17 protein-coding genes and 2 pseudogenes are annotated in these 17167 nt (G+C 71.4%); 15 read left to right on the top strand and 4 right to left on the bottom strand.

The features are described from left to right. The first annotated feature begins 22 nt into the window (after positions 1-22). The 5 genes from ACZ4MF_RS17430 to ACZ4MF_RS17410 all read left to right on the top strand — a co-directional run bounded on the left by ACZ4MF_RS17430 (position 23) and on the right by ACZ4MF_RS17410 (position 3380). Positions 23-1435 (top strand): condensation domain-containing protein, encoded by a 1413-nt coding sequence (locus ACZ4MF_RS17430; RefSeq protein ID WP_467492844.1) that lies wholly within the window; start codon positions 23-25, stop codon positions 1433-1435. A gap of 259 nt (positions 1436-1694) precedes the next feature. Further along, positions 1695-1940, top strand: a complete 246-nt coding sequence (locus ACZ4MF_RS17425; protein ID WP_467492843.1) for a hypothetical protein — start codon at positions 1695-1697, stop codon at positions 1938-1940. 30 nt (positions 1941-1970) lie between these two features. Further along, positions 1971-2342 (top strand): hypothetical protein, encoded by a 372-nt coding sequence (locus ACZ4MF_RS17420; protein ID WP_467492842.1) that lies wholly within the window; start codon positions 1971-1973, stop codon positions 2340-2342. A 111-nt stretch (positions 2343-2453) separates the two neighbouring features. Further along, entirely contained in the window at positions 2454-2702 is a 249-nt protein-coding gene (locus ACZ4MF_RS17415) for a hypothetical protein (RefSeq protein ID WP_356022734.1), read from the top strand. 333 nt (positions 2703-3035) lie between these two features. After that, positions 3036-3380 carry a hypothetical protein gene (locus ACZ4MF_RS17410; RefSeq protein ID WP_467492841.1) on the top strand — a complete coding sequence of 115 codons (345 nt, stop codon included), beginning with the start codon at positions 3036-3038 and terminating at the stop codon, positions 3378-3380. Positions 3381-3476: 96 nt separating this feature from the next. On the opposite strand, the gene ACZ4MF_RS17405 is transcribed toward ACZ4MF_RS17410, so the two are convergent. The 3 genes from ACZ4MF_RS17405 to ACZ4MF_RS17395 form a co-directional block, all read right to left on the bottom strand. Further along, positions 3477-3758 (bottom strand): hypothetical protein, encoded by a 282-nt coding sequence (locus ACZ4MF_RS17405; RefSeq protein ID WP_356022729.1) that lies wholly within the window; start codon positions 3756-3758, stop codon positions 3477-3479. 235 nt (positions 3759-3993) lie between these two features. Beyond that, positions 3994-4281 carry a hypothetical protein gene (locus ACZ4MF_RS17400; RefSeq protein ID WP_071384760.1) on the bottom strand — a complete coding sequence of 96 codons (288 nt, stop codon included), beginning with the start codon at positions 4279-4281 and terminating at the stop codon, positions 3994-3996. A 210-nt stretch (positions 4282-4491) separates the two neighbouring features. After that, positions 4492-4959, bottom strand: a complete 468-nt coding sequence (locus ACZ4MF_RS17395) for a hypothetical protein (protein ID WP_356022726.1) — start codon at positions 4957-4959, stop codon at positions 4492-4494. A gap of 724 nt (positions 4960-5683) precedes the next feature. Between ACZ4MF_RS17395 and ACZ4MF_RS17390 the strand changes: the two genes are divergently transcribed. The 10 genes and pseudogenes from ACZ4MF_RS17390 to obgE all read left to right on the top strand — a co-directional run bounded on the left by ACZ4MF_RS17390 (position 5684) and on the right by obgE (position 16984). Beyond that, complete coding sequence (locus tag ACZ4MF_RS17390) at positions 5684-6220, top strand: hypothetical protein (protein ID WP_467492840.1); 537 nt, start codon at positions 5684-5686, stop codon at positions 6218-6220. Between the two features lie 76 nt (positions 6221-6296). Continuing rightward, positions 6297-6572 (top strand): hypothetical protein, encoded by a 276-nt coding sequence (locus tag ACZ4MF_RS17385; protein WP_356022722.1) that lies wholly within the window; start codon positions 6297-6299, stop codon positions 6570-6572. A gap of 198 nt (positions 6573-6770) precedes the next feature. After that, on the top strand, positions 6771-7298 hold the full coding sequence (locus ACZ4MF_RS17380; RefSeq protein ID WP_467492839.1) for a peptidylprolyl isomerase: 528 nt from the start codon (positions 6771-6773) through the stop codon (positions 7296-7298). 122 nt (positions 7299-7420) lie between these two features. Further along, positions 7421-8149: pseudogene (locus tag ACZ4MF_RS17375) on the top strand (hypothetical protein); the annotation flags it as partial. 46 nt (positions 8150-8195) lie between these two features. Further along, positions 8196-8972: a TIGR03936 family radical SAM-associated protein gene (locus ACZ4MF_RS17370; RefSeq protein ID WP_467492838.1), complete on the top strand. Its 777-nt coding sequence runs from the start codon at positions 8196-8198 to the stop codon at positions 8970-8972. A 262-nt stretch (positions 8973-9234) separates the two neighbouring features. Next, positions 9235-13413, top strand: a complete 4179-nt coding sequence (locus tag ACZ4MF_RS17365) for an Rne/Rng family ribonuclease (RefSeq protein ID WP_467492837.1) — start codon at positions 9235-9237, stop codon at positions 13411-13413. 159 nt (positions 13414-13572) lie between these two features. After that, positions 13573-14634, top strand: coding sequence for an iron-containing alcohol dehydrogenase family protein (locus tag ACZ4MF_RS17360; RefSeq protein WP_467492836.1), 1062 nt, complete (start codon positions 13573-13575; stop codon positions 14632-14634). A 189-nt stretch (positions 14635-14823) separates the two neighbouring features. Beyond that, positions 14824-15144: a 50S ribosomal protein L21 gene (gene rplU, locus ACZ4MF_RS17355; RefSeq protein WP_009188585.1), complete on the top strand. Its 321-nt coding sequence runs from the start codon at positions 14824-14826 to the stop codon at positions 15142-15144. A 14-nt stretch (positions 15145-15158) separates the two neighbouring features. Next, the gene (gene rpmA, locus ACZ4MF_RS17350) at positions 15159-15413 is read left to right on the top strand and encodes a 50S ribosomal protein L27 (protein WP_071384751.1); all 255 of its coding nucleotides are present in this window, start codon (positions 15159-15161) and stop codon (positions 15411-15413) included. Positions 15414-15538: 125 nt separating this feature from the next. Continuing rightward, entirely contained in the window at positions 15539-16984 is a 1446-nt protein-coding gene (gene obgE / locus ACZ4MF_RS17345; RefSeq protein ID WP_356022708.1) for a GTPase ObgE, read from the top strand. A 66-nt stretch (positions 16985-17050) separates the two neighbouring features. On the opposite strand, the pseudogene ACZ4MF_RS17340 reads toward obgE, so the two are convergent. Next, positions 17051-17167: pseudogene (locus ACZ4MF_RS17340) on the bottom strand (UTP--glucose-1-phosphate uridylyltransferase); the annotation flags it as partial.

Raw genomic sequence — 17167 nt, 5'->3', positions numbered from 1 at the left:
CTTCTGCGAAGGAGACGCCACTGTGCGAGTTTCTGACATTCAGCGCTGTGAGGTCCGGCCCGGGCGGCTCGTCGAGTGGACGCTCGGCCCGGCGACCATCGCGGCCGCGGCGGCCCTGCCGCCGGATCCGCGACCGCCGGCGTACATCCAGGAGTCGCACATCAGAACGGCCCGTTCGGTGCGGGAGGACGGGCTGTTCGTGCCGACCTGGATCGGCGCGGCGTTCGACCTGCCGGGCCGGGCCGACCTCGACGCGCTGGAACGGGCGTTGCGCGGCTGGACATTGCGCCACGAGACGCTGCGCAGCGGCTTCAGATGGGCCGGGGAGGACATGCACCGGTTCACGCTCGACGAGAACGACGTGACCCTGCGCCGCGAGGTGGTCGGCGACTTCACCGACGCGGGCGCGCTGATCCGGTACCTGCAGGACCGGTTCGACACCGCGGCGGACGCGCTGAGCTGGCCGAACTTCATCTACGCGGCCGTCGTGCGCGAGGACTCCACCAGCGTGTACCTGGCCTTCGACCACACCAACGTCGACGCCTACTCCCTCCAGCGCATCCCGGACGAGGTCCACGCGCTGTACACGGCCGGCGTCACGGGCCGGTCCGTCACCGGTACGCCCGTGGGGAGTTACGTCGACTTCTGCGAGCTGGAGCGGGCGAACGCGGACGGCATCGACGACACGCACGCGATCGTCGCGCGCTGGCGGGAGTTCATCGGCCGGTGCGACGGAAGGCTCCCGGAGTTCCCCGTCGACCTCGGACTGCGGCCCGGTGGTGTGCTGCCCGCCCAGAAGCTGGTGTGCGAGCCGCTCGTCGACGCGGAAGCGGCCGCCGCGTTCGAGGCGCACTGCCGGCCCTACGGCGGCAGCCTCGTGGGCATCCTGGCGGCGACCAGCCTGATCGTCCACGAACTCGGCGGGCAGCCGGTCTACCGCACGGTCGTGCCGTTCCACACGCGGGTGAAGTCCGCCTGGTCGGACTCCGTGGGCTGGTACGTCGGCGGCGCACCGATCGAGGTGCCCGCGGCACCGGACTTCGCGAGCGCGCTCGGCACGGTCCGCGCCGAACTGCGGGCCAACCGGTCGCTGGCCCGCATTCCGCTGGCCCGGGTACTGCGGCTGCTGGGCGCGGACTTCAAGCCCACCTCGCCGGACATGTACTCGATCATCTCGTACGTGGACGCGCGCCTCATCCCCGGCTCGGCCCGCTGGACCGAGCAGAAGGCGTACGGGCTGCTCCGGGTGTCGTACGGCGACCAGGTGTGCGCCTGGATCAACCGGCTGGACGAGGGGCTGTGGTTCGCCTGCCGCTACCCGGACACCGACCTCGCGTACAAGAACGTGCGGCGGTACGCCGAGGCGTTGCGGGACCTGATCGTCTCGGTACCCGCGGGCGATCGTCCACGGGTCGCGGAGCCCGCGTTCTCCTGACGCAACTCTCCTCGGCTTCACCCGTGTTGGTGTCGGTGCCGTACGGCACCTGACGCGGGTCCGCGTGCCGTGACGGCCTGCGTCGCCCGGCAATCCAGGCCTTTTATCGGTCAGTTGGCACCCATCCGGGGATTCTGCGCGGCTATATCCCCCTCGGGATGGATGTCCGTTGTGGAATGCTCCACGTTGCTACTGCTAGTGTTTAACTCGTCACTCTAGGCAATCAGCTTCGCTGTACCAGCACAGAACCGAGGGCTCCATGCGCAAGCTTCAGCAGGTCGTGATCGCGGCACTGGCGGCCGGTGGCCTGTCCGCCATCGGCGCCGGCACTGCCATCGCCGACTCCTACGGCGGTGACCAGCCGCAGCAGGTCGACCTCTTCCGTCCGTACCAGGAGTGCAGCCCGCAGGAGGCGGGCGTGGCCAACGTCCCGGTCGGCGTGCTCGGCCTCGCCGACAACCTGGAGAGCAACTGCGGCCAGTTCAACCAGGCCTTCACCGGCTGAACGGCACCTCTGTAAAGGAAGGCGCGTCTCATGTTCAGCAGGAAGAAGATCGCGGCCGTCTCGGGGCTCCTCGGCGGCATCGCCGTGTCCTGCATCGGCATCGCCCAGGCGCACGCCGCAGGTGGTCCGGGAGGCTGCACCAGCGACCTCCTGGGCAATCTCACCTGCACCCAGCGGATCCAGGGTGTGGTGCCCGAGGGCGAGTCCCCCCCGCACCAGGAGACCTGCAAGCCGGTGCAGCCCGTGACGGTGCCCGGATTCCTGGGCAACGGGATCGAGCGGCTCGGGCCCGAGGTGACGTGTTCACCCCAGACGGTCGGAGTGCCCGCAAATGCACCTAAGACGGTGGGAGTTCCCGCCGGCGCCAACGGCAGGCGGATGCCGCTCGACATGCCCCGTTGAACCGCGTGACGCGACATGTGGCGTAGATCCTCAATAACTACGGAGCGTCTGTATATGCTCACATTAAGTAGTCAAGCCAGGCGCTCCGCCTGGGTAACGAAGGGTCTATCCATGCGTAAGTTTCAGCGCGTTGCAGTTGTAGCGGCGGCGGTTGCGGGGCTGTGCGCCCTCGGCGCCGGGGTCAGCTCCGCAGCCGGCGGCGAGGACGCGCCCCCGCAGATCACCGCCGTGGCCAACTCGACGGCCAACGCCGTTGCCACCGGCGGTAACTTCTACGCTCCGCCGCAGGGCCACGGGCCGCAGGAGCAGGGCCCCGAGCAGGGCTACGGCCCGCAGGGCGGCCCTGAGGGCGGCGAGTAAGACCGCACCGAGGGCTCATCCCCTCGTCGCCGCCACGGGCGCATCGACCCTCTTCGGAAACCTGATGCGTATCGCACGAGCTCGGCATCCCGGACCCGCACCGATTCGGTCAGTTCACCGGCCTGCTGAGTGATACCCGTGGCAGAGGCAGCCCGGACGCACGACGGCCCCGCCGGGGCACGCGTCCGGGCTGTGGCACTCCCGCAACTGGCGCGCACCGTACGTGTCCAGGCGCGGGATCCTCTGTTTCGACCCTCTCGGGCCCGGGCGCACGCCAGTCATTGGCGCAGGCGCCCGGGCCTTCGTCGTAAAAGGAAGAAAGGAAGACAAGACATGTTCAGTCCGCGGAAGATCGCTACCGTCTCGGGACTCGTCGGAAGTCTCGCCGTGTTCTGCGTCGGCGCCGGACACGCGTACGCAGAGGGCCCCCGGGGCGACTGCAGGACCACCGAGCAGGGCAGCACGGTCTGTGTGCGCAAGACCGAGAACCGCTCGGACAAGGACGGCAAGCACGTCCTCCAGCAGGCGCAGGACTGCTCGACGGAGGGCCGTCCGCGCGTGGTGTTTCCGGACGGTCCGCTGATGGACGGCGGCTCCGCCAGTGTCGGGCCGGTCGTGGACTGCTCCAACACGGCAAAGCTGCCCAAGGGGTTCAGGAAGCCGCACATCGAGATCTGAGAGCTGCCGGAGCAACGAAAATCCCCGGTTTCCCAACCAGTGGTCGGGATACCGGGGATTGTCGTTCGGCGCTACTCGTCGGCCTTACCTGCCGGCCTACTTGAACGAGTTGCTGCACCCCATGTTCGAGCCCAGGGAGGACTGCTGGGCTCCGGCGTTGCCCTCGCCGTTCAGCAGGTTGCCGCCCAGGCCGTTGAGGATGCCGACCTCGCCGAGGACGTCGAGGTTGAGGTCGTGCGACTTACAGGTGCTGCTCTGCGTGACGTTGAATTCGTCGCCCTTGCCCCCGCCCTGACCGGCGTGGGCGGTGCCGGCACCCAGGAGGCCGAGGCTCCCGAACGCGGCGAGGAGAACGGCAGCGGTGCGGACCTTGTGCATGAGATCTCCGTGGAATGAGGTGGATGTGATGCGCGAGAAATCGCCATCTATGCCGTGATGAATGGTGATACGAAATACCCGAAAGAATCGAGCGACGCGCCGAACCGAATGCTTTTCGCTTGCTTTTCTCTGCAGCGGGGATTTGTCGGCGCACATGAATGGTCCCGACACCCGGCCCGCGGCCCGGTGTCGGGACCAGTTACCCGACCGGCGGCTCAGCGCCGTGGGTGCGGCCTCAGAAGGCGCTGTTGTTGCAGCCCATGGTCGAGCCGATGCTCGTGGCCTGGGCGCCCGGGTTGCCCTCGCCGTTCAGGGCGTTGCCCAGCAGGCCGTTGAGGATGCCGACCTCGCCGAGGACGTCGAGGTTCAGGTCGTGCGACCTGCACTGAGAGCTCTGCGTGATGTTGAACTTGTCCCCGTGCTCGCCGTGGCCGCCGCCCTCGCCGGCGTAGGCCGTGCCGCTCACGAGGCCGATGCTGCCGAGTGCGGCGACCAGAACGGCAACGTTGCGAAGCTTGCGCATGTCATCTCCGTGGAGTGAGTGGATGCGATCTGTGCCAGATCGACTTTCTACAGTTACGGGAGATTAGTTGCAAATACGCTAAAACCGGCAACGACGCGCCGCTTTCGTGATCAAACAGCAGAAACACGTAAAAGTCATATAAGCCTGCAAAAAGGCCCCTTGATCGTGATGGTCAAGGGGCCCATTCATAGGCGGAGTTGACGGATTCTGTCAGCCGTGCAGCGCGTTGGCGAGGGCGTTCGACTGGGTGTTGGCCTGGGTGCAGTCGATGCCGCGGGTCTGGGCGGCGCCGAGCAGGCCGACCGGGACGTTCGCGCCGAGCAGGGTCTGCGGGCTGCACTCCTGGGACGGATGGAACAGGTTGGCCTGGCCGACCGGGCCGCCCTGCACCGACTGCGGCGTCTGGGGCGAAATCTGGGGGTTGATCTGCGGGTTCAGCTGGGGGTTGAGCTGCGGGGCGACGTCGGTGCCCCGCGACGGGGCCTGTTGCGGCGTGCCGTAGCTCTGCGCGGTCGCAGCGGCGGAGGTGGCCGAGGTGGCCTGGGCGTCCGGCTGTGAAGCGGGCGGCGGCACAGCTCCGTTGTAGGCCGGGGTGGCGGCGGAGCTGGGGCCGGCACCGACGGCGGTCAGACCCCCGGCTGCTGCGATGACGAGCGCGACTTGCTGGAGCTTGCGCATGGAATCCTCGGCCCTTCATTGACCTGTTCACGGAACCTGGTGAAATGCGGGATGGGGCAGCGCAGTTGTGGCTGGGACAACTGCCTTGAACGGCTGCGGTGGACCATCGTTCTCGCTCCGTGGGGAACGAGGTGCGCGCGAACCCGGATACGGGTTCCGGATCGTGGTCACCCATTTGTCGTAAGGGCGCCGGGGCTGCGACGCGTGTTCCGGTGGCTGGCAAATGGGTGACGGGACTTCGGATGCCGTGACCACGGTGCGGGAATCGTCGTTCCGACCACGAGAGGGCAGCGACCGTGGACTTCGAAGTGGGGTGAGGGAATTCGCTCCCGGCTCCGATGCGACGTCCGCGTGCTACTCAGGAGTACCGCTGCTGACGGTGCCGTGCGAGTACCGCACCGACTGCACGCGTGACCGCATTGAATGCAATGGATTTCCCCTTTTCAGGTATCGAAGGGCCGAGGGTTTCATGCGCAAGCTTCACAGGGCCGCGCTCGTTCTAGCAGCGGCAGGTGGTCTGTCCGCCATCGGTGCGGGCGTCAGCCATGCCGACTCCCCTGTCGGATATGGATATGGATACGGCGGTCCCGCTCCGGCACCGGCTCCCGAGCAGCCGGCGCCGCAGTACGCCCCTCCGGCACCTGCTCCACAGCCGGCACCGCAGTACGCCGCTCCGCCGCCCCAACAGGCCGGCTACGCCGCCGCCTCGGGCACGTCGCGGGGCATGGCGCAGGTCACTCCCCCGCCGTACCCGCAGCAGTACGCGCCTCCACCGCAGTACGTGCCGCAGCCGGCGCCGCAGTACGCCCCTCCGGCGCCCCAGCAGACCGGCTACGCCGTCGCCTCGGCATCGTCGCAGGGGGCGGCGCAGGCCAACACCTCGCCGTACCCGCAGCCGCAGTACGCCCCGCAGCCGCAGTACGCGCCTCCGCAGCCGCAGCCGCAGCCGCAGTACGCCCCGCCCCAGCAGTACGCGCCTCCGCAGCAGTACGCGCCCGCACAGCCTGCTCCTCAGGTCGTGCCGCAGGTCATGCCGCAGGTGATGCCGCAGGTCACCCCGAAGCTGGGCATGCCCGAGGGGGGCCCGACGGACGGCCCGACGCGTGTCACCCCGCAGGTGAACCCCCAGGTGAACCCCCAGGTGAACCCGCTCGTCAACCCGCTGGTCGGGGCGCCGAGCGTGCCGGAGCTGTCCCCGGTCGGCCTCGGCCAGGTCGCGGCACCTCCCGTCGGCCAGCTGGGGCTGCCGCAACTCGGCTGACCGCCGCCCCGTGATCGTCCGCAATCCCGACTCTCGACCCTGTTGCAGATCCATCTGCCCGACCAACGGAGAACCAATGCGCAAGTTCCAGAGGGCCGTCCTCGTGGGTGCCGTCCTCGGCAGCGTCGCCTCGTTCGGCGGCGCCTCCGCCTACGCACACGGCGAGTCCGACCGTGACTTCGACGTCACGCAGAACACCGAGTGCCGCTCGCACGACATGAACGTCGAACTGCTCGGCAACGTCAGCGCCCTCACCGGTGTGCTGGCCAACGCGCTGAACGGCGAAGGCAACCCGGGTGCGCAGCAGAGCCACCTCGGTTCGGACATGGGCTGCAACAACCAGGCCTTCTGACAGCCCGTACCCCGGCCACCGCGCAGAGCCCCTTCCCCGCCCGGGAAGGGGCTCGCCGCTGTCCGCGTCCGCGACCGGGCACACGACCCCCTGCTGTCACTCGTTCGGCGGTAATGCCGCAGCCGGCGCGGCCAACCGGGCATACGGCACCCAGGGTCGTGTCACGATCACGTGACGATCAGTCAGAGAGGTGTGACGGTGGCAGAGCAGCTGTACGCGACGTTGAAGACCAATCAGGGCGACATCGAGATCCGGCTCTTTCCGGATCACGCGCCGGAGACGGTGAAGAACTTCGTCGAGCTGGCGCGGGGCGAGCGGGAGTGGGTCCATCCCGAGACGGGCGCGAAGACCACGGACCGGCTCTACGACGGCACGATCTTCCACCGGGTCATCGAAGGCTTCATGATCCAGGGCGGTGACCCGCTGGGCAACGGCACGGGCGGGCCGGGGTACAAGTTCGCCGACGAGTGCCATCCCGACCTCGCCTTCACCAAGCCCTACCTGATGGCCATGGCCAACGCCGGGCCGGGGACGAACGGTTCCCAGTTCTTCATCACCGTGGGCCCGACCACGTGGCTCACCGGCAAGCACACCATCTTCGGCGAAGTGGCCAACGAGGCCGGCAAGAAGGTGGTCGACGCCATCGCGGGGGCGCAGACCAACCCGCGCACCGACCGGCCCGTGAACGACGTCGTCATCGAGTCCGTCGTCGTCGAGACCCGCTGACCGGTCCGGACGGCCGTCGCGGTCGTGACGGCATCGCAATCCGGGAGGAGGATCCGGGCCGGCGGGCCGGGGCGTCGTGACGGGTATGGAACCGCGGAAGCCGTCGCCCGGGCCCCGGCAGGGTGCGGGTGGTGTGGGACGCGCTCGTCGTCGTCGGGCGGTTTGCGCTGGACACGCTGCTGCGGCCGCCCGGGCACGTGCTGGCGTGGGTGGGGCGGCTGCTGTTCGTCCTGCCGGTCGTCGGGCTGTGGCGGTATGTCCTGGTGCCGGTGGGCGGCGCGCTCGGGTGGCTCGGGCGCGTGCTCGTCGTCGTACCGGCCGTGTGGCTCCACCGGTCGGTGCTCACGCCCCTCGGGCACGGGCTGGCCCTGCCGGGGCGGTATCTGCTCGCCGTGCCCGCACGGTGGCTGTACACCCGAATCCTCGCCCCCGTCGCCGGTGCCGTCGGCCGCGTCCTCGCCGTCGTGGCGCGGGAGGCGGGGGAGGCCCTCACGCACGCGTGGCGGGTCGCGGGGCGGATGTCGCGGGCCGTGGGGCGGGCGCTCGGGGCGGTCCTGCGGTGGATCCTCGTCGAACCCGTGCGCCGGGTGTACCGGAGTCTCCTCGCGCCCGTCGGGCACCTCGTCCGCGACGCCGTCCTGCGGCCCGCCGCCCAGGGCGCGCGTGCGGCGGGGCGGGCCGTCCACGGGGCGCTGGCCGGCGCGCGGGACACGGTGCGGCAGGTCCGCGCCGACGTACGGCGGGCACTGCTCGGCGAGCCCCGGCAGCCGGTCGCGGTGGACCGGCGGGAACCTCGGGGGCCCGCTGCACGTACTCTTGGTGGCAGTACGACCGCTCTCACGAAGGACTAGGACACTGGGCAAGCGACAGCCCGAAGGCCCGCCGCCCGCACCCGCGGTGCAGCGCATTCGACTGCGCTACACCAAGCGCGGCCGCCTGAGGTTCACCAGCCACCGAGACTTCCAGCGCGCCTTCGAGCGTGCGCTGCGCCGCGCCGAGGTGCCCATGGCGTACTCGGCGGGGTTCACGCCGCACCCCAAGGTGTCGTACGCCAATGCCGCACCCACCGGCACGGGCAGCGAGGCGGAGTACCTGGAGATCGCGCTCACACAGGCGCGTGACCCGCAGACGCTGCGCGTCCTCCTCGACGAGTCGCTGCCCGCCGGGCTCGACGTCGTCGACGCGGTCGAGGCGCGGACCTCGGGCCTCGCCGACCGGCTGACAGCCTCCGTCTGGGAGCTGCGGCTGGACGGCGTGGACCCCGTCGACGCCGAGCGCGCGGTCGAGGCCTTCACCAAGGCCGAGACCGTCGAGGTGCAGCGCACGACCAAGAACGGCGTCCGCACCTTCGACGCCCGCCCGGCCGTGGTGAGTCTGGAAACGCACAGTTCACCGGCTGATAGGCCGACCGACCAGCCCTGTGCGATACTGCGGCTGGTTGTTCGGCACGTGACGCCTGCCGTACGACCCGACGACGTCCTGTCCGGTCTCCGCGCCGTGGCCGACCTGGCGCCGCCGGTCCCCGCAGCGGTGACCAGGCTGGCGCAGGGGCTGTTCGATGAAGAGACCGGCACGGTGACCGACCCGCTCGCGCCCGACCGCGAGGCAGCCGAGGCCCTGACGGCCAGACCGGCTGCCGCCGCGACGGCGCCGACGCCGGAAGGTTCCGCGTAGGGACGGACGTCGTAGCGCCGCCCTCGTACTCGGGAGCCACCTGGGTCGGGCAGCGCACCGACCAGAAGACTTTCGCCAGGCCGTACCGACAAGGCGTACGGAACCGGCGAGACAGGACACAGAGTGCTCCCGTGCGGCGCCCGCGCCCCGGACGGCGGCCATCGCGCATCGCGCGGGCCGCGGACGTCAACGGCGGACGGCCCTTCGAGGCCGGCGCCGGACCAGGTGCGGCGCCCGGGAGCCTGACGGGAGAAACGCCCGCATGCTCGAACCGACTGAGCCCGTTGAGGGCTCCGAACCGAACACTCCGAGCGACACCCTGCCGCCGCGCAGGCGTCGCCGTGCCGCCTCCCGCCCGGCGGGCCCGCCCGCCGCGGCCCGGGCGGCCACCGAGGTGACCCTGCCGGCCATACCGGCCGATGAGGACACCGAGGACATCGAGGACACCGAGGAAGCCGCGGCACTGATCGTCGCCGAAGGCGACGACGCGGCCGCCGAGGCCGAGGAGACCGCCGAGGCGCCGGCCGCCGCCCGTCCGCGTCGTCGGGCCACGCGCCGCGCGTCCGCTCCCGCCGGGGCACCGGCGGCCGCCGAGGCCGTCGCACCGGCCGCGCCCGCCGCCGCGGAGACCGAGCGGCCCGCCGCCGTGGCCGAGGCCGGCGAGGTCGTCGTCGGCGAGGACGCCGCACCGCGCCGCACCCGCCGCCGGGCCACCCGCACCGTTTCCGCACCGCCCGCCGCCGAGACCGCCGAGCCCGCTGCCGCCGAGGCGGTCGCCGAGCCCGCCGTCGAGGAGGCTCCGGCCGGTGCGCGTCCGCGCCGTCGCGCCGCACGCCGCGCCTCCGCGCCCGCCGGTGCTCCGAAGGCCGCCGAGGAGACGTCGGCCGTCGTCGAGGCCGAGCCCGCCCCGCAGGAGAAGCTGCCGGAGAGCGCCGCGGTCGAGGCCCCCGCCGCCGTCGAGGAGGCTACGGCCGCCGCGCGTCCGCGTCGTCGCGCCACGCGCCGCGCCTCGGCGCCCGCCGGTGCCCCCGCGCAGGAGGAGACCGCCGAGGCCCCGGTGAGCGAGGAGGCTCCGGCCGCCGCTCCCGCCGAGGAGGCCGCTGCCGAGGAGGCCGCCCCGCGCCGCACCCGTGGGCGTGCCACCCGTCGGGTGTCCGCGCCCGCCGGTGCCCCCGCTCACGAGGAGGCCGCCGTGGCCGAGGAAGCCCCCGCCCCCGCTGCCGAGGGAGCCGCGCAGGCTCCGGCCGAGGAAGCCGCTCCGCGTCGTGCCCGGCGTCGGGCCGTACGCGCCGCGTCCGGGTTCTCCGCGTCCGCGCGGTCCGCGAAGGCCGAGGTCACCGAGGCGGCCGAGCCCGCGGAGTCCACCGAGTCCGCCGAGTCGTCTGCGCCTCGCTCTTCGCGCAGGCCCGCCCGCCCCGCCGTCGCCGTGTTCCAGGCGCCGGTGTTCGCCGAGCCGAGGTTCCAGACCCCGCAGCGCGCCGCCGCCGAAGCCGCTGCCGAGGCCGCCGGGGCGGAGGAGCCCGAGGAGGCCGACGAGTACACCGAGGAGCGCCCCGAGGCCGGTGCGCGCCGCCGCCGGCGCCGTCGGGGTGCCGCCGAGGAGCCGCAGGCCGTCGAGGCCGCTGCCACCGTCGAGGAGACGGAGGAGACGGCCGCCGAGGCTGCCGGGCCCGCCGAGGATCTCGGTGAGATCGAGGGCGAGGAGGCCGACGAGACCGAGGGCGCCGAGGGCTTCGAGGAGTCCGGCTCCCGTCGCCGCCGCCGTCGGGGCGGCCGCCGCCGCCGTCGCGGTGAGGCCGCCGACGGCGAGGGCGCCGAGGCCGACGAACTGGCCGCCGAGCAGGCCGAGCAGGACGCCGAGGACACCGCCGAGCAGGAGGAGGAGGACGCCGAGGAGGCTCGTGGCGACGAGTCCGGCGGTTCCAGCTCCAGCCGCCGTCGCCGTCGCCGCCGTCGCCGCGCCGGTGACACCGGTACCGACACCGAGCCCGGCGAGGGCGACCCGGAGCGTACGGTCGTCAAGGTCCGCGAGCCGCGCAAGCCGAGCGAGCCGTCCGACGAGGTGCAGTCCATCAAGGGCTCGACGCGTCTGGAGGCCAAGAAGCAGCGCCGCCGCGAAGGCCGTGAGCAGGGCCGCCGGCGCGTTCCGATCATCACCGAGGCCGAGTTCCTGGCCCGCCGCGAGGCCGTCGAGCGCGTGATGGTCGTGCGCCAGTACGGCGAGCGCACCCAGATCGGCGTGCTCGAGGACGGCGTGCTCGTCGAGCACTACGTCAACAAGGAGCAGTCGACCTCGTACGTCGGCAACGTGTACCTGGGCAAGGTGCAGAACGTGCTGCCGTCGATGGAGGCCGCCTTCATCGACATCGGCAAGGGCCGCAACGCCGTGCTCTACGCCGGTGAGGTCAACTTCGAGGCGCTGGGCATGGCGGGCGGCCCCCGCCGCATCGAGTCCGCCCTCAAGTCCGGCCAGTCCGTCCTCGTGCAGGTCACCAAGGACCCGATCGGGCACAAGGGCGCGCGTCTGACCAGCCAGGTCTCGCTCCCCGGCCGCTACCTCGTGTACGTCCCCGAGGGCTCGATGACCGGCATCAGCCGCAAGCTGCCCGACACCGAGCGGGCCCGGCTGAAGACCATCCTCAAGAAGATCGTCCCCGAGGACGCGGGCGTCATCGTGCGCACCGCCGCCGAGGGCGCGAGCGAGGACGAGCTGCGCCGCGACGTCGAGCGGCTCCAGGCGCAGTGGGAGGACATCCAGAAGAAGGCGAAGAACGGCAACGCCCCGACGCTGCTGTACGGCGAGCCGGACATGACCGTCCGGGTCGTGCGCGACATCTTCAACGAGGACTTCTCCAAGGTCATCGTCAGCGGTGCCGACGCCTGGGAGACGATCCACGGATACGTCTCGCACGTCGCGCCGGATCTGGCGGGCCGGCTCTCGAAGTGGACCTCCGAGGTCGACGTCTTCGCCACCTACCGGATCGACGAGCAGCTCGCCAAGGCGCTGGACCGCAAGGTCTGGCTGCCGAGCGGTGGTTCGCTGGTGATCGACAAGACCGAGGCGATGGTCGTGGTCGACGTCAACACCGGCAAGTTCACCGGCCAGGGCGGCAACCTCGAAGAGACCGTGACCAGGAACAACCTGGAGGCGGCCGAGGAGATCGTGCGTCAGCTGCGGCTGCGCGACCTGGGCGGCATCGTCGTCATCGACTTCATCGACATGGTGCTGGAGTCCAACCGGGACCTGGTGCTGCGGCGCCTGCTGGAGTGCCTGGGCCGGGACCGTACGAAGCACCAGGTCGCCGAGGTGACCTCGCTGGGCCTGGTCCAGATGACCCGCAAGCGCGTCGGCCAGGGCCTGCTGGAGTCCTTCTCCGAGACCTGCGTCCACTGCAACGGCCGCGGTGTCATCGTGCACATGGAGCAGCCGAGCGTGTCCGCCGGCGGCGGTGGCGGCAAGCGCAAGAAGCGCGGCAAGGGCGGTGAGGTGCACGAGCACGCGGCCGCTGAGCACGTGCACGAGATCGCGGCCGTGGCCGTGGAGACCGGCGAGGCCGTCGAGCCCGAGGTGGCGGAGAGCGCCGCCGAGGTCGCTGCCGAGGCCGCCGAGCCGGTCGCCCTGCCCGCGCCCGAGTTCGCGCCGGACGAGGAGCTGTACAGCAGCGTCGCCGAGGCGGAGGCGGCGGCCACCCGTGGCCGTTCGCGGCGCCGGGCGAGCCGTCGTGCGTCGGCTCCGGCGGGCGCGCCCCGGGCGGAGAGGGCCGAGAAGGCCCAGCGGTCCGAGAAGGCCGAGCCGGTCGAGGAGGCCCCCGCGGCCGCCGCGGTGCCGGTCGCCGAGGTGCCCGCTGCCGAGCCGGTCGTTGAGGAGCTCGCCGTCCCGGAGCCGCAGGCCGAGGCCGTCGAGGAGGCCGCGCCCAAGGGCCGTACGCGCCGTCGTGCGACCCGCAAGGTGTCCGCGCCGGCCGGTTCCCCGGCCGGGGCCGAGGAGACCGTGGTGACGGTGTCCGAGACCGTGGCCGTGGCAGAGGCGCCGGTGGCCCGGCCCGAGCCCGAGGCCGTTGCGTCGGCCCCGGTCGAGGAGGCGCCCGCCGAGAGCGCCGCCCCCGCCCGCCCGCGCCGGCGTGCCGTGCGCAAGGCCACCGCGCCGACCGCGTCCGAGGAGGCGGCCGTCGTGGTCGTCCCGTCGGCGACGGAGGCCGCGGAGGCGCCCGAGGCCGAGGCCGAGGCCCCGGTCGAGGAGGCGGCTCCGGCCAAGAAGGCGGCCCGCAAGACCGCTAAGAAGGCCCCGGCGAAGAAGGCGGCGGCCAAGAAGACCGCGGCGAAGAAGACGGCCGCGAAGAAGACGGCGGCCAAGAAGACCACGGCCAAGAAGGCGGTCAAGACGGCCGCCGCGAAGTCGACGGCGAAGAAGACCACCACGGTCGCCACCGCCGACGACTGATCAGTCGCCGTACCAGGTGTGGCCCTGTCCGTTCGCAGACAGGGCCACACCTGTGTTTCCGCCTGTTCCGCGGCGGGTCCCGCGAGACGAACGTGAGACGAAGGAGAGAACCCCGATGATCGGCAACCACGACGACCTGGCCAGGGGGCGGGGGATCGCGTGCCAGTACTGACCCGGCTGACGCCCTCGCCGGTCGTCGTGGACATCCGACCGGGTGCCCTGGACGACCTGGGAGCCGTGCTCGCCGACGAGCGCATCGCGCAGTCCGGCCGGCTCGCCGTCGCCGTCAGCGGCGGCTCCGGCGTCAGGCTGCGCGAGCGCATCGCCCCCTCGCTGCCCGGCGCCGCCTGGTTCGAGGTGGGCGGCGGCACCCTGGACGACGCGATCCGGCTGGCCGCCGAGATGAAGTCCGGCGCGTACGAGGCGGTCGTGGGCATCGGCGGTGGCAAGGTCATCGACTGCGCGAAGTACTCCGCGGCGCGCATCGGGCTGCCCATGGTCGCCGTCGCCACCAACCTCTCGCACGACGGCATCTGCTCGCCCGTCTCCAACCTGGACAACGACGCGGGCCGCGGCTCGTACGGCGTGCCCGCACCGATCGCCCTTCTCATCGACCTCGCGGTGATACGGGAGGCTCCGATCCGGTTCGTGCGCTCGGGCATCGGCGAGGCCCTGTCCAACATCTCCGCGGTCGCGGACTGGGAGCTGGCCCACCGGGTCACCGGAGAGAAGCTCGACGGTCTGGCCGTGGCCATGGCCCGCCAGGCCGGTGAGGCCGTGCTGCGCCACCCGGGCGGATGCGCTGCCGACGGCTTCCTGACGGTGCTGGCCGAAGGGCTGGCGCTGTCGGGCATCGCCATGTCGATCGCCGGGCACACCCGCCCCTGCTCCGGCGCCTGCCACGAGATCAGCCACGCGCTCGACCATCTGTATCCGCACCGGGCGGCGAACCACGGCGAGCAGGTGGGCGTCGGCGCCGCCTTCGCGACGCACCTGCGGGGCGAGCACGGCATGGCCCGGCTGATGGCCGAGGTGCTGCGCCGGCACGGTCTGCCGGTCGTGGCGGAGGAGCTCGGCTTCAGCGACGAGGAGTTCGTCCGGGCCGTCGGGTTCGCCCCGGAGACCCGGCCCGGCCGGTACACGGTCCTGGAGCATCTCGCGCTGTCGCCGAGCGACATCAGGACGGCGTACGCCGAGTACGTCAGCGCGGTCACGGGCTGATCGAGCCGTCCAGTTTGACCCCCACAGCCCGGCCCCGTAACCTTGACCGTCGGCGTGTCACTGAGCGCGCCACATCCCCGTAAACCTCATCCTCCCGGGCGCAGTGCGGGCCGGGAGAGGTCGCCCGTGTGTTGTCGGGCGGCTGGCCTGCGGGGGTTCCGGTTCTGAACGAGCGAAAGAGAGATCCGCGTGTACGCCATCGTGCGCAGCGGTGGTCGCCAGCACAAGGTTGCTGTCGGCGACATCGTTGAGGTTGACAAGATTTCCACCGCCAAGGTTGGCGACACGGTCGAGCTCTCGACCCTGCTCGTTGTCGACGGCGACGCCGTGACCAGCGACCCGTGGGTGCTGGCCGGCATCAAGGTCCAGGCCGAGGTCGTGGACCACCACAAGGGCCAGAAGATCGACATTCTGCGCTACAAGAACAAGACCGGCTACCGCCGTCGGCAGGGCCACCGCCAGCAGTACACGGCGATCAAGGTCACGTCGATCCCCACGGCTGCGAAGTAAGGGACTGAGGAGACATGGCACACAAGAAGGGCGCATCGTCCACCCGGAACGGTCGCGACTCCAATGCCCAGCGGCTCGGCGTGAAGCGCTTCGGCGGTCAGGTCGTGAACGCTGGTGAGATCCTGGTCCGCCAGCGCGGCACCCACTTCCACCCCGGCGCCGGTGTCGGCCGTGGCGGCGACGACACGCTGTTCGCCCTCGAGGCCGGTGCGGTGGAGTTCGGTACCCACCGCGGCCGCAAGGTCGTGAACATCGTTCCGGTCGCCTGAATCGCCTGATTCAGCGCCGAACGCTTCACTTCGCGAGGCGGACCTCACTTCCCGGTCGGGAAGGCGGGTCCGCCTTTCGCGTGTTGACATAGGTAATACCCGTGAGTTTCTGGAGGCACTGAACCATGACCACCTTCGTGGACCGCGTCGAACTGCACGTCGCCGCGGGTAACGGGGGCCACGGCTGTGCCTCCGTCCACCGTGAGAAGTTCAAGCCGCTCGGCGGCCCGGACGGCGGCAACGGCGGACGTGGCGGGGACGTCATCCTCACCGTCGACCAGTCCGTGACCACGCTGCTCGACTACCACCACTCCCCGCACCGCAAGGCCACCAACGGCAAGCCCGGCGAGGGCGGCAACCGGTCCGGCAAGGACGGCCAGGACCTGGTACTGCCCGTGCCCGACGGGACCGTCGTCCTCGACAAGGCCGGCAATGTCCTCGCCGACCTGATCGGGCACGGGACGTCGTACATCGCCGCGCAGGGCGGCCGCGGCGGGCTCGGGAACGCGGCGCTGGCCTCCGCCCGCCGCAAGGCCCCCGGCTTCGCGCTGCTCGGCGAGCCCGGTGACCTGCGGGACGTCGTCCTGGAGCTGAAGACCGTCGCCGACGTGGCCCTCGTGGGCTACCCGAGCGCAGGCAAGTCCTCGCTGATCTCCGTGCTCAGCGCGGCCAAGCCGAAGATCGCCGACTACCCCTTCACGACCCTCGTGCCCAACCTCGGTGTGGTGACGGCCGGTTCGACCGTCTACACCATCGCCGACGTGCCCGGTCTGATCCCGGGCGCCAGCCAGGGCAAGGGCCTCGGCCTGGAGTTCCTGCGGCACGTGGAGCGGTGCAGCGTGCTGGTGCACGTGCTGGACACCGCGACCCTGGAGTCCGACCGTGACCCGGTCTCCGACCTCGACATCATCGAGGAGGAGCTGCGCCAGTACGGTGGCCTCGACAACCGGCCCCGGATCGTCGTCCTGAACAAGGTCGACGTGCCCGACGGCAAGGACCTCGCCGAGATGGTCCGCCCCGACCTGGAGGCCCGCGGCTACCGCGTCTTCGAGGTGTCGGCCGTCGCCCACATCGGGCTGCGCGAGCTGTCCTTCGGGCTCGGTGAGCTGGTCGCCCAGGCGCGTGCCGCGAAGCCGAAGGAGGAGGCGACGCGGATCGTCATCCGGCCCCAGGCCGTGGACGACGCGGGCTTCACCGTCACGCGCGAGGAGGTCGGCGGCGAGCTGCTGTTCCGGGTGCGCGGCGACAAGCCCGAGCGCTGGGTCCGCCAGACCGACTTCAACAACGACGAGGCCGTCGGCTATCTCGCCGACCGCCTCAACCGCCTCGGTGTGGAGGAGGAGTTGATGAAGGCGGGCGCCCGGAACGGCGACGGCGTCGCCATCGGCCCCGAGGAGAACGCGGTCGTCTTCGACTGGGAGCCGACGGTCATGGCCGGCGCGGAGATGCTGGGCCGCCGCGGTGAGGACCACCGCTTCGACGCGCAGCGGCCCGCGGCGCAGCGCCGTAGGGACAAGCAGGCGGAGCGGGACGAGGCCGGCCGGGAGTTCGACGACTTCGAGCCGTTCTAGGCGGCAGTCGGACAAGAGGGCGGGCCCGGAGGTTTCCTCCGGGCCCGCCCTCTTGTGTTTCAGACGTCAGCTGTCCGCGTCCGTCATGTCCTCGGCTACGTAACTGCGAAGCCAGGCCCGGAAGTCCGGGCCCAGGTCTTCACGTTCGCACGCGAGTCTGACAATGGCACGCAGATAGTCGCT

This window comes from Streptomyces sp. NPDC025793 (assembly GCF_055558375.1).
The sequence above is the reverse complement of the archived record's forward strand: the minus strand, read 5'-3'. Positions and strand labels throughout refer to the sequence as shown.

Coding starts and splice junctions, on each gene's coding strand:
- ACZ4MF_RS17390 (WP_467492840.1), top strand. CDS start 5,684: ATGGCGCAGGTCACTCCCCCGCCGTACCCGCAGCAGTACGCGCCTCCA.
- ACZ4MF_RS17400 (WP_071384760.1), bottom strand. CDS start 4,281: ATGCGCAAGCTTCGCAACGTTGCCGTTCTGGTCGCCGCACTCGGCAGC.
- rpmA (WP_071384751.1), top strand. CDS start 15,159: ATGGCACACAAGAAGGGCGCATCGTCCACCCGGAACGGTCGCGACTCC.
- obgE (WP_356022708.1), top strand. CDS start 15,539: ATGACCACCTTCGTGGACCGCGTCGAACTGCACGTCGCCGCGGGTAAC.
- ACZ4MF_RS17410 (WP_467492841.1), top strand. CDS start 3,036: ATGTTCAGTCCGCGGAAGATCGCTACCGTCTCGGGACTCGTCGGAAGT.
- ACZ4MF_RS17365 (WP_467492837.1), top strand. CDS start 9,235: ATGCTCGAACCGACTGAGCCCGTTGAGGGCTCCGAACCGAACACTCCG.
- ACZ4MF_RS17395 (WP_356022726.1), bottom strand. CDS start 4,959: ATGCGCAAGCTCCAGCAAGTCGCGCTCGTCATCGCAGCAGCCGGGGGT.
- ACZ4MF_RS17405 (WP_356022729.1), bottom strand. CDS start 3,758: ATGCACAAGGTCCGCACCGCTGCCGTTCTCCTCGCCGCGTTCGGGAGC.
- ACZ4MF_RS17415 (WP_356022734.1), top strand. CDS start 2,454: ATGCGTAAGTTTCAGCGCGTTGCAGTTGTAGCGGCGGCGGTTGCGGGG.
- ACZ4MF_RS17425 (WP_467492843.1), top strand. CDS start 1,695: ATGCGCAAGCTTCAGCAGGTCGTGATCGCGGCACTGGCGGCCGGTGGC.
- ACZ4MF_RS17420 (WP_467492842.1), top strand. CDS start 1,971: ATGTTCAGCAGGAAGAAGATCGCGGCCGTCTCGGGGCTCCTCGGCGGC.
- ACZ4MF_RS17385 (WP_356022722.1), top strand. CDS start 6,297: ATGCGCAAGTTCCAGAGGGCCGTCCTCGTGGGTGCCGTCCTCGGCAGC.